Annotated in this window: 14 protein-coding genes; 4 read left to right on the top strand and 10 right to left on the bottom strand. The window is 68.8% G+C overall.

Features of this window, described 5'->3' with window-relative positions; genetic code table 11:
• Positions 1 to 38 precede the first annotated feature (38 nt).
• Complete coding sequence (locus ACIQMJ_RS32795) at positions 39 to 1,349, top strand: ABC1 kinase family protein (protein ID WP_499764870.1); 1,311 nt, start codon at positions 39 to 41, stop codon at positions 1,347 to 1,349.
• An 81-nt stretch (positions 1,350 to 1,430) separates the two neighbouring features.
• Positions 1,431 to 1,985 (top strand): hypothetical protein, encoded by a 555-nt coding sequence (locus ACIQMJ_RS32790; protein ID WP_499764869.1) that lies wholly within the window; start codon positions 1,431 to 1,433, stop codon positions 1,983 to 1,985.
• 609 nt (positions 1,986 to 2,594) lie between these two features.
• Here ACIQMJ_RS32790 and ACIQMJ_RS32785 read toward each other — a convergent pair.
• From ACIQMJ_RS32785 to ACIQMJ_RS32770, 4 genes are all read right to left on the bottom strand, one after another.
• Positions 2,595 to 3,512, bottom strand: a complete 918-nt coding sequence (locus ACIQMJ_RS32785; protein ID WP_499764868.1) for a class I SAM-dependent methyltransferase — start codon at positions 3,510 to 3,512, stop codon at positions 2,595 to 2,597.
• A gap of 136 nt (positions 3,513 to 3,648) precedes the next feature.
• On the bottom strand, positions 3,649 to 3,873 hold the full coding sequence (locus ACIQMJ_RS32780) for a hypothetical protein (protein WP_387489646.1): 225 nt from the start codon (positions 3,871 to 3,873) through the stop codon (positions 3,649 to 3,651).
• Positions 3,870 to 4,268, bottom strand: a complete 399-nt coding sequence (locus ACIQMJ_RS32775) for a WhiB family transcriptional regulator (RefSeq protein WP_499764867.1) — start codon at positions 4,266 to 4,268, stop codon at positions 3,870 to 3,872. Before ACIQMJ_RS32775 ends, ACIQMJ_RS32780 begins: the two co-directional genes overlap by 4 nt.
• Positions 4,269 to 4,860: 592 nt before the next feature.
• Positions 4,861 to 6,927, bottom strand: coding sequence for an ATP-dependent DNA helicase UvrD2 (locus ACIQMJ_RS32770; RefSeq protein ID WP_499764866.1), 2,067 nt, complete (start codon positions 6,925 to 6,927; stop codon positions 4,861 to 4,863).
• 63 nt (positions 6,928 to 6,990) lie between these two features.
• On the opposite strand from ACIQMJ_RS32770, the gene ACIQMJ_RS32765 reads away from it, so the two are divergent.
• Positions 6,991 to 7,731, top strand: coding sequence for a DUF4191 domain-containing protein (locus tag ACIQMJ_RS32765; protein ID WP_499764865.1), 741 nt, complete (start codon positions 6,991 to 6,993; stop codon positions 7,729 to 7,731).
• Between the two features lie 90 nt (positions 7,732 to 7,821).
• Here ACIQMJ_RS32765 and ACIQMJ_RS32760 read toward each other — a convergent pair whose 3' ends face one another.
• Positions 7,822 to 8,295, bottom strand: coding sequence for an RDD family protein (locus ACIQMJ_RS32760; RefSeq protein ID WP_499764864.1), 474 nt, complete (start codon positions 8,293 to 8,295; stop codon positions 7,822 to 7,824).
• A 194-nt stretch (positions 8,296 to 8,489) separates the two neighbouring features.
• Between ACIQMJ_RS32760 and glnA the strand changes: the two genes are divergently transcribed.
• The gene (gene glnA, locus ACIQMJ_RS32755) at positions 8,490 to 9,914 is read left to right on the top strand and encodes a type I glutamate--ammonia ligase (RefSeq protein WP_141978957.1); all 1,425 of its coding nucleotides are present in this window, start codon (positions 8,490 to 8,492) and stop codon (positions 9,912 to 9,914) included.
• A 164-nt stretch (positions 9,915 to 10,078) separates the two neighbouring features.
• Here glnA and ACIQMJ_RS32750 read toward each other — a convergent pair whose 3' ends face one another.
• The 5 genes from ACIQMJ_RS32750 to ACIQMJ_RS32730 all read right to left on the bottom strand — a co-directional run bounded on the left by ACIQMJ_RS32750 (position 10,079) and on the right by ACIQMJ_RS32730 (position 15,693).
• On the bottom strand, positions 10,079 to 11,113 hold the full coding sequence (locus tag ACIQMJ_RS32750; RefSeq protein ID WP_499764863.1) for a P63C domain-containing protein: 1,035 nt from the start codon (positions 11,111 to 11,113) through the stop codon (positions 10,079 to 10,081).
• Between the two features lie 88 nt (positions 11,114 to 11,201).
• Positions 11,202 to 12,392, bottom strand: a complete 1,191-nt coding sequence (locus ACIQMJ_RS32745; protein ID WP_499764862.1) for a tyrosine-type recombinase/integrase — start codon at positions 12,390 to 12,392, stop codon at positions 11,202 to 11,204.
• Between the two features lie 36 nt (positions 12,393 to 12,428).
• Positions 12,429 to 12,617, bottom strand: coding sequence for a helix-turn-helix transcriptional regulator (locus tag ACIQMJ_RS32740; protein WP_499764861.1), 189 nt, complete (start codon positions 12,615 to 12,617; stop codon positions 12,429 to 12,431).
• A 14-nt stretch (positions 12,618 to 12,631) separates the two neighbouring features.
• Positions 12,632 to 14,290 (bottom strand): replication initiator, encoded by a 1,659-nt coding sequence (locus ACIQMJ_RS32735; RefSeq protein WP_499764860.1) that lies wholly within the window; start codon positions 14,288 to 14,290, stop codon positions 12,632 to 12,634.
• A complete protein-coding gene (locus ACIQMJ_RS32730) occupies positions 14,287 to 15,693 on the bottom strand; it encodes an FtsK/SpoIIIE domain-containing protein (RefSeq protein ID WP_499764859.1) in 1,407 nt (468 codons plus the stop codon). The genes ACIQMJ_RS32735 and ACIQMJ_RS32730 overlap by 4 nt, the downstream gene beginning before the upstream one ends.
• Between the last annotated feature and the right edge of the window lie 138 nt (positions 15,694 to 15,831).

Here is a 15,831-nt window from a genome sequence, read left to right as displayed (position 1 = left end):
ACCGCGATGACGTGGACCGGCGGGAGGAGAATCACCGGGTGAGCGAGATCCCGCGCAAGGCCGTGCAGCGCACCGCCAAGCTGGCCAGCCTCCCGCTCGGCGTGGCGGGGCGGGTGGTGGGCGGCTGGGGCAAGCGCCTGGCCGGCCGCAGCTCCGAGGAGGTCAGCGCCGAGGTGTCGGCGAAGACCGCGGAGCAGGTGTTCGCGGTGCTCGGGCAGCTCAAGGGCGGTGCCATGAAGTTCGGCCAGGCCCTGAGCGTGTTCGAGGCGGCGGTGCCGGACGAGCTGGCCGAGCCGTACCGCGAGGCGCTGACCAAGCTGCAGACGGCGGCGCCGCCGATGCCCGCGCGCACCGTGCACCGGGTGCTGGCCGAGCAGCTGGGCGCGGGGTGGGTGAAGCGGTTCACGTCGTTCGACGACTCGCCCGCCGCGTCGGCGAGCATCGGGCAGGTGCACCGGGCGGTGTGGCACGACGGCCGGGACGTGGCGGTGAAGGTGCAGTACCCGGGCGCGGACGAGGCGTTGCAGAGCGACCTCAACACGTTGCTGCGGTTCAGCCGGGTGTTGCAGGCGGTGGTGCCGGGTGCCGAGGTCAAGCCGCTGCTGGAGGAGCTGCGGGACCGGTACCTGGAGGAGCTGGACTACCGGACCGAGGCGGGCAACCAGCGGGTGTTCGCGAAGGCGTTCGACGGCGACGACCGCGTCCTCGTGCCGCGGGTGGTGGCCAGCGCGCCGAAGGTGATGGTGACCGAGTGGACCGACGGCACGCCGTTGTCCAAGATCATCCGCGAGGGTGAGCGGGACGAGCGCGACCTGGCCGGTCAGCTGCTGTCGGAGTTCCACTTCTCCGCGCCGAGCCGGTCGGGGCTGCTGCACGCCGACCCGCACCCCGGCAACTTCATGCTCGGTGCGGACGGCCGGTTGCGCGTGCTCGACTTCGGCGCGGTCGCCCGGCTGCCCGACGGGTTGCCGAAGACGCTCGGCCTGATGACCCGGCTGGCGCTCGACGGCCGGTCGGGGGACCTGGTGGAGCTGCTGCGGTCGGAGCGGTTCATCCGACCGGGGACCGAGCTGCACGCCGAGGACGTGCTGAGCTACCTGGCCCCGTTCGTCGAGCCGCTGCGGACCGAGACGTTCCACTTCACCCGCCGGTGGTTGCAGAAGCAGGCGGAGCGCGTCGGCGACCTCCGCAGCCCCGATTCGCAAACGGGAAGGTCCTTGAACCTGCCCCCGCAGTACCTACTTATCCACAGGGTGACGCTGGGCGCGACGGGCATCCTCTGTCAGCTCGACGCGAACGTGCAGGCCAGGGCCATCGTAGCCCGCTGGCAGCCGGGCTTCGACGACTGAGTTGTCCACAGGTTCCCGACTTATCCACAGATCACCCACACCCCATGGCACCACCCCCGGACCCCCCGGAGGATCAACCCCATGGACCAAGTGATCAAGACCGCGGACCTGAAAGCGGCCGGCGTGCCAGCCTACGTCATCGACCTGAAGTGCCGTCCGGGCGGCCCGTGGCAGCGCATCCTGCCGGGCGTCGTGCTGCTCAGCGCGAGCCCGCCCACTCGCGCGCAACGCCTTCAGGCCGCGCTGGCCTACGCGGGTCCGAGAGCCGTCGTCACCGGCGTCGACGCCCTGCACGCCCACGGCCTCGACGCCCTGCCACCGCCACCCCGGATACACCTGCTCCAACCAGCGACCACACGCCGCTCCTGCCCGGACAACGTCCTGCTGGAACGCACCACCCGCCCACCCGAAGTGGTGCACCACTCGGGCCTGCGCCTGGCCGAACCCACCCGAGCCACCCTCGACGCCGCCCGCCACGAGCCGAACCCCCTGCGCCAACACCACTTACTGGCCACCGCCGTCCGCTCAGGTCTGTGCACAGTCACCACGCTGACCAGAGAACTGAACGCCGGCAGCAAACGCGGCACCGCCATCCCCCGAACCACTCTGCGCCTCCTCTCCGCCCTCCTCCACTGACCCACTACACCCAGGCCCTCGAACCTCGGGCTTTCTCAACCCACCCCTCAACCATCCAGGCCCACCACACCGAGCCGAACGGCCGAGGTCAGCCAGCACCAAACCTCAACTTCCCCTACTTGCGCCCAACCGACCCCAACCAGCCCGAACGAACCGCGACAGCGCCCAACCACCACATCGAGCCAGACCAGATCCCCGCCCAGCCCAACCCAGCTCAGCCCCAACCCCGCACCGGCACCGGCCCAGCGCCAGCCCAAGCACCTACTCCGGCACCAGCGCCGACACCCGGGTCCGCGCCCTCAGCGCGACGCACACGGTCGACGCACCGACCCGCGCACCCACCGTCTCCAACTGAATTGCGGCGGTGGGCATGGCGGCGGTGTTGGGTTCTAGGTGGATGAGCCGGTGACGGTCGTCGCTCGGCGTTGCGTCAGCCGGCGGCCCAGTAGTCGGAGGGCAGTTTGCCTTCGATGTCCCGAACGTGCGCCCGCGCGCACACGTGGCACAGCCACCGGTCGGTGCCGCGTTCCCGCTCCCGCACCCAAGCCAAGAGCTGGGCCGGGTCGGTGACCGACGACCGCGTCCGCCCACAGCGAGCGCAGGAGTCGGTCACGGCTTCCGCCCCACGTGCACGGTGTTGGCGGTCAGCAGGAACACGTCGTCGCGCAGCCCGAGGAACGCGGGGTCCTGCGGGTCGAGCAGTTGCCGGACCGTGCGGCGGTCGGCGGGGTGCAGGGCGTCGCCCGCCACCTCCTCGTACCACTTGAGCTGGTTCACCGCCCAGTCGCGCACCGCCTGCTTGGGCGGCGCGGGGTGGTCGACCAGGTAGCTGAACGCCGTCACGTCCACCAGACCGCCCTCGGAGAGCACGAGGTTCCAGCCACCGGACATGCGCACCGAGCCGGTCGTGTTCTCCCGCATCCGCACGAACCACTCGGCCCGCGCCGCGGACAGCCTGTCCTGCAAACCGGGCTCACCGACACCCAGGTCGTAGGGGAGGAACTTGCCGCTCAACCCACCTTCGGCGAGCGCCAGCCACCCACCCGGCGCGACCGCCTCGATCAACCCGAGCACAGCCGCACGCTGGTCAGGGAGGTGATGCACGACGTTCGACGCCCACACCAACTGGGCGGGCCCGGCGAGGTCCACCGGTCGCTCGGTGGCCAGGTCGGCGAGCACCGGCCGGACGCGCACGGTCGCCGTGGTCGTGTCCGTCTCGTAGGTGGCGGCCGACCGGGCGGCGGTCGTGGCGGCGTCCAGCAGTTCGGGCGTGCCGTCCACCAGCACGACCGTGCCGCCGCCCCGGGCGGTCAGGGCCTCGACCAGCGCCACGCTCATCCCACCGGCACCGCACCCGACGTCGAGGACGGTCGGCTGGTCGGGCAGGGCGCGGACGAGTCTGCGGGCGACCACCCGCTTCGACTCGGCGTCCAGCTCGTCGGCCTGCCGGAGGAAGGTCAGGCGCGACGACCAGTCGATCCCGTCGTGCGAGTGGGCATGGCCATGGTTGTGAGAGTGAGCTGCCACACGTCGAACGGTACCCACGCGGCGAGGTGAGGGCGCTCTCAACCACGGCCCGCGGACCGGGTCGCCGGGCACCCGCGAACGCGGACGGCCCGCCCTCCCCGTCATCGGGACGGGAAGGGCGGGCCGCCTGCGAGCATCAGATCGCGCGGGCCTTCAGAGCCGCCCGGCGCTGGGCCCATCCGGCCAGCCGCCGCCACCTGCGGGCGACGACGAGGCGGTGGGCCAGCCGATGCTGTCGCGCGAATATCTCCGCGTCATGCATTCGGGATCTGGCGAGATTTTCTTCGAGCAGCATGGGGTTCCCCTTGGGATTGACTTCGACGAGCATCGATTCGTCTGCGGTGGATCGGTACGTGGTCACGCGGCGGCCTCCTGGTCGTTAGCCCCCCGGACAACGGTCGCGGCGGGCGCCGCGGGAACAACAGGTGCTGCGTCCTTGCGCGGACGTCCACGGGGACGCTTGCGCGCGATCACAGCTCCGCGCTCGAAGATCTCGCCGCCCCAGACCCCCCAGGGCTCGTGGCGAGCAAGCGCACCGGCCAGGCACTCCGCGATGACGGGGCAGGTGGCGCAGAACCTCTTCGCCTCCTCCAGCTCCGCCGGCGCGTCGGCGAACCACAGGTCCGGGTTGTTGGTACGGCAAGGAAGCTCCAAGCCGGCGTCGGGCGCGGTGTCGATCAAGGAAGCGACACCCGCTCCGGCGAGCTCCGACTCGGTGGACAGCGCCCCGCTTATGGGGACGGTCGCGGTCAACATCAGGTGGACTCCTGTCAAGGGTCTTGCATGGGGTTTTTGTCGTTCGAACCGAAAAACGGGTCGGAACAGCACGAAGGCCGCGGATCCGGTTACGGGTCCGCGGCCTTCGTGAGCTTGGTGGCCTGACTACTGGGTGGTCAGGTACTTCGCTCGTGCGCGGACGGCGCAACGTTCTGAGTCGGGACAACGGTCGGCGCGTACGGCGCCGGCACCTGGATCAGCTGAACTCGCTCAGCACCCCACTTGAGGGCGTGGCGATCGCGGGCAGACTTCTCCCCCGCGACATGAGCAGCGCCTGCGGCCAAGGCCACCCCGGTCTTCAGGTAACCGGGCGTCTTGAAGCACATGAGAGTGTTCACGACCGGTCACCTCCTCGGGTGTCTCGACTCGACTGCTAGCTCTTGAATCCCCAGCGGGCACTCCGTGCCCGGCCTGAGCAGGTTATGACCCCGCGCCGGACGGGTGCAACAGGTTTTTCCAAATACCTGTCGATTGAGTGAAAATTCCGCGTTTGCCCTGCACAGAGCGCCAGCACGCGACCACTCGGACGGACGAGGCTGCCCGCCGGCGGGCAGCCGTCAGCGACCGGCCGTCAGCGTCCGCCGCGCACGAGCGCCAGCACGTCGTCGCCGAACCGGCCCACCTTGGCCGCCCCGATGCCGGAGATCGACACCAGCCCGGCCACGTCCTCCGGCCGCTGCTCGGCGATCGCGACCAGCGTCGCGTCGGTGAACACCACGTACGCGGGCACCTTCAGCTCACGCGCCCGGTCCGCCCGCCACGCCCGCAGCTTGGCCAGCAGCTCCTCGTCCAGGTCCGACGGGCACGACGCGCACCGGCTCAGCTTGATCGCCCGCGCGTCCACCAGCGCCGACCCGCACACCCGGCACTGCGGCTTGGGCCGCTTCTGCAGCGGCTCGCGCTTGGCGGCCGTGCGTGACGCCGGGTGGTCGTCGGGCACCAACCCGTAGAGGAACCGGCTGCGCCGCCGGTACCGGCGCCCACCCGCGGCCCGCGCCAACGCCCACGACAGCCACAGGTGCTCGCGGGCCCGCGTCACGCCCACGTACAGCAGCCTGCGCTCTTCCTCGATCGCCGCGTCGTCGCCGTCGGCGTGCTGGATCGGCAGCGTGCCCTCGACCAGCCCGACCAGGAACACCGCGTCCCACTCCAGCCCCTTCGCCGCGTGCAGGGACGCCAGCGTCACGCCCTCCACCGTCGGCGGGTGCTGCGCCTCGGCCCGCATCTCCAGCTCGCCGACGAACGTCCGCAGGTCCGCCGAGTCCACGGTGGTGACCAGCTCCTCGGCCAGTTCGACCAGCGCGAGCAGCGACTCCCACTTCTCCCGGGCCGTCCCGCCGGCGGGCGGCTCGTCGGTCAGGCCGATCCCGGCCAGCACCTCGCGCACCACCTTCGGCAGCTCACCGGTCGGCTCGTGCGCCGCCGCCGACCGCAGCGCCACCATCGCCTGGCGCACCTCGGCCCGCTGGAAGAACCGCTCACCACCGCGCACCTGGTAGGGCACGCCGACCTCGGCCAACGCCTGCTCGAACACCTCCGACTGGGCGTTCACGCGGTAGAGCACGGCGATCTCGCTGGCCGGCACGCCCTCGTCCAGCAGCGCCTTCACCCGCCGCGCGACGGCCGCGGCCTCCAGCGTCTCGTCGTCGAACTCGGTGAACGTCGGCTTCGGCCCGTCCGGCCGCTGCCCGATCAGCCGCAGCCGCGACCCGGCCGGCCGGCCGCGCGCCCACTTGATCACCTCGTTGGCCAGCTCCACGACCTGCGGCGTCGACCGGTAGTCGCGTTCCAGCCGCACCACGACCGCCTCGGGGAACCGGCGCGGGAAGTCCAGCAGCGGGCGCGGCGAGGCGCCCGCGAACGAGTAGATGGTCTGGTTCGCGTCACCGACCACGGTCAGGTCGTCGCGCTGGCCCAGCCACGCGTCCAGCACGCGCTGCTGCAACGGCGTCACGTCCTGGTACTCGTCCACCACGAAGCACCGGTACCGGTCGCGGAACTCCTCGGCGACCTCGCCGTGCTCCTCCAACGCCGCCGCGGTGTGCAGCAGGAGGTCGTCGAAGTCGAGCAGCTGCGCCTGGTTCTTCAGCTCCTCGTAGGTCCGGTAGACCTGCGCGACCTGGTCGGCGGGGGCAGGCGTGTCCCGGCTGGTGCGGCCGGCGGCGTTCGGGTAGTCGTCCGGCGCGACCAGCGACGCCTTGGCCCACTCGATCTCGCCGGCGAGGTCGCGCAGCGAGTCCGACTCGGTGGACAGGCCCACGCGGTTGGCGGCCTGCGCGACCAGCCGCAGCTTGTTGCGGTCGATCAGCTGCCACTGCTCGCCGCCGACCACGCGCGGCCAGAAGTAGCGCAGTTGCCGCAGCGCGGCGGCGTGGAACGTGCGGGCCTGCGCGCCGTGCACGCCGAGCGCGCGCAACCGGGTCCGCATCTCCCCCGCGGCACGTGCGGTGAACGTGACCGCGAGGACTTGACCGGCGGACACGTGCCCGCGCTGGACCAGGTGCGCGATGCGGTGCGTGATGGTGCGGGTCTTGCCGGTGCCGGCGCCCGCTAGCACGCAGACCGGGCCGCGCGGAGCTTCCACGGCGGCGCGCTGTTCCGGGTCGAGTCCCTCCAGCAGCCGGTCCATGCGCTGCATCCTCGCAGAGGTCAGCGAGTACTCCCGTCATGGGGCGACGCGGCGCGCCGTATCCTGGTGGGTATGGCTGGTAAGCAGGACAAGGCGGCCGCCAAGGCGGCTGCCAAGGAAGCGGCGAAGGCTCGGCGCGCGGCATCGAAGGCGAAGCGCAGCCAGATCTTCGAGGCGTTCAAGATGCAGCGCCGCGAGGACAAGGCGCTCGTGCCGTTGATGCTGGCGTGCCTGCTGGGCGCGACGGCCGCGGCGTTCCTGATCGGCCTCATCTGGGACATGCAGTGGGTGCTGCTGCCCATGGGCATCGCGGTGGGCGCGCTGCTCGCGGTCATCGTGTTCGGCCGCCGGGTGCAGCGCACCGTGTACGCGAAGGCGGACGGCCAGCCGGGTGCGGCGGCGTGGGCGCTGGACAACCTGCGCGGCAAGTGGCGCGTCACGCAGGCCGTCGCGGGCACGACCAGCGGTGACATGGTGCACCGGGTGCTCGGCCGGCCGGGTGTGGTGCTCGTCGCCGAAGGCGCGCCGCACCGGGTGAAGAACCTGCTCGCCCAGGAGAAGAAGCGGGTGGCGCGGGTCATCGGCGAGACGCCGATCTACGACGTCGTCGTGGGCACCGAGGACGGCCAGGTGCCGCTGCGCAAGCTGCAGAGCCACCTGATGAAGCTGCCCCGCAACATCTCGACCGCCCAGGTCGACACGATCGACAACCGGCTGGCCGCGCTGGCGAGCCGGGGTGCGGCACTGCCCAAGGGCCCGATGCCCCAGGGTGCCAAGATGCGCAACGTGCAGCGCGCCATGCGGCGTCGCTGACCGGCGTTCCGCCGCGCTCTGGCAGCATTTGAGCAGCTCAGGCCCGTCCCGGCAGTCGTCGGGGCGGGCCTGCGGCGTTTCACGGGAGCGCTAGCGGGCCCGCAGGACGATGGTGCCCGCGGCCTTGTCGTGCAGGCTCCGGTTGTCTGCGTCCCAGACCACGGCCGGGATGACGAGGAAGATCAACGCGGTGCGCAGCGCGGCGCGGGGCAGCCCGACGGTCGCCGTGCCGTCCACCCGCACGACCCGCAGCCCGAACAGCGCGTGACCAGGGGTGAAGCCGAAGAACGCAACCGCGGTGACGGTGATGGCGAACCAGGCCGCGAGGCTCCAGTTGCGCGGCAGCTCGGGCATGGTGAACAGCCCCGCCACGCCCGCCGACAGGGCGAAGTCGACCAGGATGGCGAGGGCGCGACGGCCCGTGGACGCGACCGAGCCCGGACCGGACCGCGGCAGGCCGAGGCGTTCACCACGCCACCGCTGCCCGGTACCGTCACCGGAGTCGGCGCCGGGCTCCAACGCCGAACGGGGTCCTGACAGCCACGAACCGGTCCACTTGCTCACCCCACCAGAGTAAGGCCGTGCTCAGCGGGTGAGGAGTGACGGTCGGGTTGCCCGACCTGAGCCGCCCGTTAACACTGGCGAAACACGCGGGTGATGGCTGGGCAACACCGCGGTCTTAGTTTCGCCACGATGGCAGGCCGCACCACGCAGCGGCGTACAACCACGCCCCCACCGCAGCAGAGGAGTCGACGAGGGTGTTCAAGAATCCCGACGAGGTCCTGAAGTTCATCTCCGACGAGGGCGTGAAGTTCGTTGACGTCCGCTTCAGCGACCTGCCCGGCGTGATGCAGCACTTCACGCTCCCGGCCAGCGCGTTCGACGCCGACGCCATCGCGGAGGGCCTCGCGTTCGACGGCTCGTCGGTGCGCGGCTTCCAGTCGATCCACGAGTCGGACATGCTGCTGCTGCCCGACCTCTACACCGCGCGCCTCGACCCGTTCCGGATCGAGAAGACGCTGATCGTCAACTTCTTCGTGCACGACCCGTTCACGCGTGAGGCGTACAGCCGCGACCCGCGCAACATCGCGCGCAAGGCCGAGCAGTACATCACCGAGTCGGGCATCGCGGACACCGCGTACTTCGGCGCCGAGGCGGAGTTCTACATCTTCGACTCGATCCGCTTCGACACGACCGCGAACGCGTCCTTCCACGAGATCGACGCGATCTCCGGCGCCTGGAACACCGGCCGCGACGAAGAGGGCGGCAACCGCGGCTACAAGGTCAAGTACAAGGGCGGCTACTTCCCCGTCACGCCGACCGACCACTACGCCGACCTGCGCGACAAGATGGTCCTGAACATGCAGGCCCAGGGCTTCACCGTCGAGCGGGCGCACCACGAGGTGGGCACCGGCGGCCAGGCCGAGATCAACTACAAGTTCAACACGCTGCTGCACGCCGCAGACGACCTGATGCTGTTCAAGTACATCATCAAGAACACCGCGTGGCAGGCCGGCAAGACCGTCACGTTCATGCCGAAGCCGCTGTTCGGCGACAACGGCTCGGGCATGCACACCCACCAGTCGCTGTGGAAGGACGGCCAGCCGCTGTTCCACGACGAGTCCGGCTACGCGGGCCTGTCGGACACGGCGCGCCACTACATCGGCGGCATCCTGCACCACGCGCCGTCGCTGCTGGCGTTCACCAACCCGACGGTGAACTCCTACCACCGCCTGGTGCCGGGCTACGAGGCCCCGGTGTCGCTGGTCTACTCCCAGCGCAACCGCTCGGCGTGCGTGCGCATCCCGATCACCGGCAACAACCCGAAGGCCAAGCGCATCGAGTTCCGCTGCCCCGACTCGTCGGGCAACCCGTACCTGGCGTTCTCGGCCATGGTGATGGCCGGCCTGGACGGCGTGAAGAACAAGATCGAGCCGCCGGCCCCGATCGACAAGGACCTCTACGAGCTGCCGCCCGAGGAGGCCCGCGACGTCAAGCAGGTGCCGGCGTCCCTGGACGCGGTGCTGGACAACCTCGAAGCGGACCACGAGTTCCTGCTCGAGGGCGGCGTCTTCACGCCGGACGTCATCGACACCTGGATCTCGTTCAAGCGGGAGCAGGAAATCGACCCGCTGCGCCTGCGCCCGAACCCCTACGAGTTCGCGCTCTACTACGACGTGTGATCGGCGCGGGGCTCTGACCAGCAGCTCTACCGGTTGAAGCCCCACCCAGGCCGTCTCCAGGCCGTCTGAGCTGGAGAGGCCGCCAAGCTCAACGACTCTGGGCCGGATGACTCACCAGTCATCCGGCCCAGAGTTTTTTCAACTTTCTCGTAACCACCGTAACGCTATAGCCCCTTTTCGTTCTCATCGGATTCAAGCGGAAGTGGAATAGTGTCCCCCACGCGTGGGTGAATCTTATCCAATTTTGAAATGAAGTCGGACCAATCGTCACTTAGTTTCATCAGAGTAACGACCGAACCCAAATGCTCGCGCAGCTTCGGATAACCGATATTGGCCGTAAGTCGCTGGAATAGCTTGTGTTTCGGCCGACCTTTTTCGTTCTTGGGTGTTACACGCTTCAACTCTTCAAGCACTCCGGGAGCCAACCGCTTATAGACTATATCATTCGTCAGTCGGCCAAAGTACTGTGGACGCTTCACGGAGTCCATAGGGAATTCAAGCCCGCGAAGCCTGAACAGCTCGCGGTAGAAGTCGTCAGGAAACGTACGCACCCACGCTTGCAACTCTTTATCGATGAAAGCTTCAAGGATCTTAGCCAGAGCATCCCGAGCCCGCGCTTCCTGGTAACCTGTAGCTTCATCAACAAGAGCAATGATGCCGACGTGCGCCAGCCCTCTAACCAAGATTTCGGCTTGACGGGCAACGTGCACCTGCTGCCGATCCAAAAGGCCAGCATCTCGCGCTTTAAGGTAGACCTCGCAAACCACGGGAAGAAGTTCGGCGTTATAGCCACTTGCCCTACCGCCGGTTGGAACCCTGAACGCTATCGGGCGAGCCTTTTCACGGATTTCGTCCGTGACGAACGGACTGATAGCCTTGCTCTGAAGAATGGGTAGAATTGGGTTGCCACCACCTTCGCGCCCACTGTTCGCCTTCGCCCTCGGGTGCCGCCCTACAGCCTTCAAAAAGGCTGCTTGAGTAATCACGCGAGTTCCATCATCAAGAACGTAACATTCGATCTCGATGTCACCGATCCGAAGTGGTCGATCAGGCGAGCCCGAAACCGCTTCCGTAAGCGAGTCACTCCAGCGAGCCTCTGCAGCCCGCTTAGCGATCTTGCTCCGCTCCTCAGGCGACAGGCGCTTAGCCCTCTCCGCCCCTCCACGAGCTCGACCTTCGCGCTTCTCGTCGTCCGCCATCGAACCTCCCGATGCTTGCTTCGATGCTTGCTGGGGAACCACACTCGCGACACCGATGCAAGCATCCGCTGCAGATGCTTGCTCGCCGCTAGGCACCCGGCGGGCCGAAGACGCCGTCCACCGCGATTCGAGCGCGGTCGTGACTGGCGGGCATCAGGTGCGTGTAAACCCGGAGGGTGAAGGCCGGGTCCGCATGGCCCAGGTACTCAGCGAGCGCCCTGATGCTCACGCCCGCCTCTAGGAGCGACGAGGCGTAGAAGTGCCTCAGCGCGTGGAAGCCCTCGGCACGGCCCGGCGTCTCGACCCCAGCCGCCCGCAGCGCCGGCTTCCACACGTGATGGTTGAACGAGTGCCGGTGGAGCTGGCCCGACTCCCGCGTGTAGATCATCAGCGGCACCGTCACGGGCTTGCCGTCAGGCGTGCCCCACGGCAGCGTCACGGAGAGCGGTTCGAACTTCTTCACGTGGGCTTTAATCGCAGCCGCCACACTTCCGGCCAACGGCACGTCACGAGTCTTCCCGTGCTTCGGCGCTCCGAACACCATCTTGCCTCGCACGATCTTGATCTGCCGAAGAACGTGGATCACCCCTTCCGACTCGTCCACGTCATCGGGCGAAACTCCGAACACCTCTCCCTGCCTCATACCGCACCCAGCACCAAGGTTCACTGCGACGCGGTATCGCTCTCCCAGTTCTGCGCGCACCGCATGTACTCGCTTCTCCTCCCACGGAGTGATCTTCGGGTACTCGCCCCGAGGCTTAATGACCGACTTCCCGTTGCACGGGTTCTTGCGCAACCGCTCGTCATCGATTGCAGCCGTGAAGACCGCCGACACGTTGGCGAAGATCGTCCGCCGGTACGTCTCGGCCAGGCCCTTCTGTTGGAGCTTCCGCTCCCATGCCTGGATGGTGGATGGCTGGATCAGCCGCAGCTCGGTGTCCCCGAAGTACGGGTACACGTGGAGCTTGAGTCGGAACTCCACGCCCTCGCGCGTGGACTCGTCGAAGGTCCGGGCGTTGATCCAGTGCTTCTCGGTGTAGTCCCGGAAGGTGATGCGGCCCGCGTCAGGGTCCAGGTACGTCCCCTTGTTTTTGTCGGTCTCGATCTCGTGCAGGAAGGCATCCGCCGCCCCCTTCTGCCGGTCCGGGAACATCTTCGACCGCTCCCGACCGTCTGGACCGGGAAAGCGCACCTTATACCGCATTCCCTTGCCGTACTGCGGCGTCTTCTCCCGCTTGCCGTCCTTGACGGTCCACCAGCGGTCTTGCACATGCCCCATGACAGACTTCTCCCCTGTGTCGAATTGCTGAAATCTCTAGGCCGCGTCCTGGTCGAGCCCGTCGAACCACTCACGGACTTTGACCGGGTCCCACCGCAGGTGTTTTCCGACCTTCCGAGCCGGTGGCCCGTAGTTCTTGCTGCGCCAGCCACGAATGGTGTGCACCGGCACCCCGAGGAACGTCGAGACCTCTTCCACGCCCCACAGCGGTTCGATCTCCCCCACAGCTCCCCCTTTGCTCAAGCCGCCGCCTGCGAAGTTGCTGAAAGGTCAGGCCCGGGTGGTCGCAGGTGCGCGAGGGTGGTTTGGGCTTGCTGGTATTCGGCCTGCCAGGTGAGTCGCTGAGCGATCATGTGCATCAGCAGTTCCGTCCGGGACGGGGCGTGTGGGTCACCGGGCCGGACCGGTCCCCACTGCAGCCGGGCGCGTTCGGCCTCCGGCTTGGCGATGCCCGCAGCCTTGAGCGCCTCCCTGACGAATGTGGCCCGATCCGCCTTGTGCTCGGCCAGCGTCTTGCCGGACCACCGCCGCGAGACCAGGACCCGACGACCGGGCAGGCCGAGGGTGTCTCGGCGGTGCGCCTTGCCCTTGCAGTGGCCGGGCGTGGTCTTGGACGTGACGCCCTTGGGTTGGACGCCGTAGAGCAGCCAGACCGCGCAGCGCTCCGAGCACGGCGTGACGGCCAGCTCCGCCGCCAGGCGGTCGGCGTGGTCGGTGAGCCGGGGCGAGGTGTCCGCGTCCACCACTTCGGTGATGGACTTGGTGAGGTACTTGGTCAGGTAGCCGATGTGCCGCCCGGACTCCTCCGTGCCGCCGAGGATGCCTTTCGAGTGGACCTGGCGGCCGAACTCGGCTACGTGGGCGGGAGCGTCCAGGTCGGCTACGGCGTCGACCCAGGTGGTCAACGGCTGTTCGGTGTCGGGGTCCACGAAGCCCTTGGTGCGCATGTCCCAGACCGGCAGCCGGTCGCCGCCGTAGATCATCCGGTCGTGTTGGGGCCACCAGACCTGCAAGTACGTGGCCGCCGTGACCTGGCGGACGACCTTGTGCGGGATCGACCCACGCACGGCGAAGTGTGCGTGAGGCGTGATCCGACGCTGCGGCTCGACCGTGCCGAAGTACTGGACGTCCCAGCCCACGACCCGGCGCAGGTTCTGCCACCACCGGTCGACCAGGGAGGCGAAGTGCACGGCGTCCCGAGCCGCCCGCCGGTAGTCGTAGGTGTCCGGGTCGACCGGGGCACCGTCCGGTCCGACCTTGCCGTAGCTGTCGAGTGTGAGCGTGATGAAGGTCGAGGGCCGGTACTTGCCAGCGAACTCCCGACCCACGGTGCGCTTGGCGACCTTGCGACGAGGCAGGTTGGGCGCGTCCTGCCTGCGCCGGGTGGAGCGCGTGGGCGCCGGTCGACCAGGACGCTCGACGTTGGGGAGGTTCCCGCGGACTCCCTCCCGCTTGAGGTCGATGTCCGCTTCCCGGATGCCCTCGCGCAGGTCTTCCACCTGGTCGACCGCGCCCTCAGCGACGGCACTGCGGTACTCGGCGGTCAGGTCCGAGCGGTAGGTGACCAGCTCGATCTGGTCGACCGTGGGCGCATGACGTTCGGCCACGGGCTCGTGGTCGAGGTGCCAGCCCTCACGGCATTGGGCCATGCGGGAACGGCGGTTACGTTCGGCGCAGGCCGGGCACTTCGACGCCTGGGTGGAGTTGCAGCGGATACCGACGATCCGCACCTCTCCGGTGTCCAGGTCCACTACCTCGCGCAGCACGGGCCGGGTGCAGACGCCGTACTGTTCGGCCGCCGCCTTGACCACGTCGAGGGACAGCGGCAGCCGGGCGCGTTCGGCCGAGGTCATGCCCGCCACGTCGAGCGTCACCGCAGGCACAACAGGGGTGGTCATGCCGCAGCACCTCCGGTCACGTCGCCATCGGGTCGGTTCGGGAACTCGTGCACGGACGCGTCAGCCAGGTAGACGCCCAGTTCGACCAAGTCCGCGTCGGTGACGTGGAAGGCCCGCACGCGCTCCGGCTCACCGCGTCCATCGGTCTTGACCCAGGCCACGCCGGGTGTCTGCTCGCTGATCTCGTGAGCCGCAGCGCCACGGGCACGAGCACCGTCGCCCAGGACCATGTCCACCTGCGCCGACTCGTCCAGGCGCAGCGCCACGCGAGTGCCGAACAGGTGCCGGAAGCCCACGACCTCCTTGCGCGGGTCCTGCACCAGGCCCAGGACGCAGAAGCCCGGAGCCCGCCCCTGGGAGGTGATCGTCTGAATGGCGCGGATCGCCCGCTCTCGCAGGCCCTTGTCCGGTTGATAGGCGATCAGGTCCGCCAGCTCGTCGACCACCAGCACGGTGAACGGCTCACCGTTCGAGCGAGTCCAGAGCCGGCGGACACCCCGGTACTGCGCCGCACGCTCCTTGACCTCAGCCGCCAACTCCTCCAGCAGCTCGACCGCCTCACGGCCGTTGTCGAACACCAGCCGGGCGAACGCGTCCGGGCACTGCCCCAGCTCCATACCGCCCTTGGGATCGATACCCACCAGGCGCACCAGACCGGCCCGAACCGCCGGAGCAAGGTGCCAGATGATCGACCACAGCACCGACCCCTTGCCCGCACCCTGCACACCGACGCCGAGAACTTGGTTGCCCTGCAAGCGAATCCGCCACGGCTTACCGGTCTCCGTACGCCCGACCACGACCCGCTTCAGGTCGACCACGTCAGCGTCATCGGCCAGTGCGGGCACCGGCAACGACCGCGCCAACGGGTCGGAGTGCACGAAGTCGAGTTCGATCACCTTCGGGCGCAGCACCCGCACCCGGCACGACTGCGCCCCGAACGAGTGCGCCAGGCCGTCACGACGCAGCTCCCACGCCTCCGGTGCCTGCGCCGGGATCATCCGCACCCGGGCCCGGTCCCGCCAACCCTCGGACCGGACGCGCCGCAGCTTGGGCCGGTACTCACGTCCCCGGTTGTCCTTGGCCAGCTCCGCCAGGCGCATGGTGGTACGCCAACGCGGCACGTAGACCGTCGCCCGTCGGTACTCGGTGACCAGCCGGAACCACACGTGCCGCAGGAACGACGCCCGATCCAAGCCGGCCCAGACCGTGAGCCCTGCCGTCAGGCTCAGCAATGCCAGGACCAGCGGTGACAGCCCGAACCGCAACCAGCACCAGGCCGCCGTCAACGGCACCAGCGTGACCACCGGGTACCTGACCACGACGAGCACCAGGCGCACGACGCCCACCAGGAGCAGCCACACCACCGCGACGACGAGCGCCAACCACTTCAGCTTGCCCGGCACCAACGCCCACCACGGCAACTGAGGCCGAGAACCCTCGAACGAAGCCGGATCAACCCACCGCGCCATCAGACCGCACCCCCGACCGGGGCGAAGATCAGCGCGAGCCACCCCAGACAGGCGCAGCAGGCGAGCTGTCCG

The organism is Actinosynnema sp. NPDC091369, from assembly GCF_044757065.1.
Lineage (GTDB): Bacteria > Actinomycetota > Actinomycetes > Mycobacteriales > Pseudonocardiaceae > Actinosynnema.
This window is presented reverse-complemented; position numbering and strand designations above follow the sequence as displayed.

Bases quoted from the DNA above. Each gene is read 5' to 3' on its own strand.
- ACIQMJ_RS32775 (WP_499764867.1), bottom strand. From the start codon at position 4,268: ATGTTGACCGCGACCGTCCCCATAAGCGGGGCGCTGTCCACCGAGTCG.
- ACIQMJ_RS32765 (WP_499764865.1), top strand. From the start codon at position 6,991: ATGGCTGGTAAGCAGGACAAGGCGGCCGCCAAGGCGGCTGCCAAGGAA.
- ACIQMJ_RS32745 (WP_499764862.1), bottom strand. From the start codon at position 12,392: ATGGGGCATGTGCAAGACCGCTGGTGGACCGTCAAGGACGGCAAGCGG.
- ACIQMJ_RS32750 (WP_499764863.1), bottom strand. From the start codon at position 11,113: ATGGCGGACGACGAGAAGCGCGAAGGTCGAGCTCGTGGAGGGGCGGAG.
- ACIQMJ_RS32790 (WP_499764869.1), top strand. From the start codon at position 1,431: ATGGACCAAGTGATCAAGACCGCGGACCTGAAAGCGGCCGGCGTGCCA.
- ACIQMJ_RS32770 (WP_499764866.1), bottom strand. From the start codon at position 6,927: ATGCAGCGCATGGACCGGCTGCTGGAGGGACTCGACCCGGAACAGCGC.
- ACIQMJ_RS32735 (WP_499764860.1), bottom strand. From the start codon at position 14,290: ATGACCACCCCTGTTGTGCCTGCGGTGACGCTCGACGTGGCGGGCATG.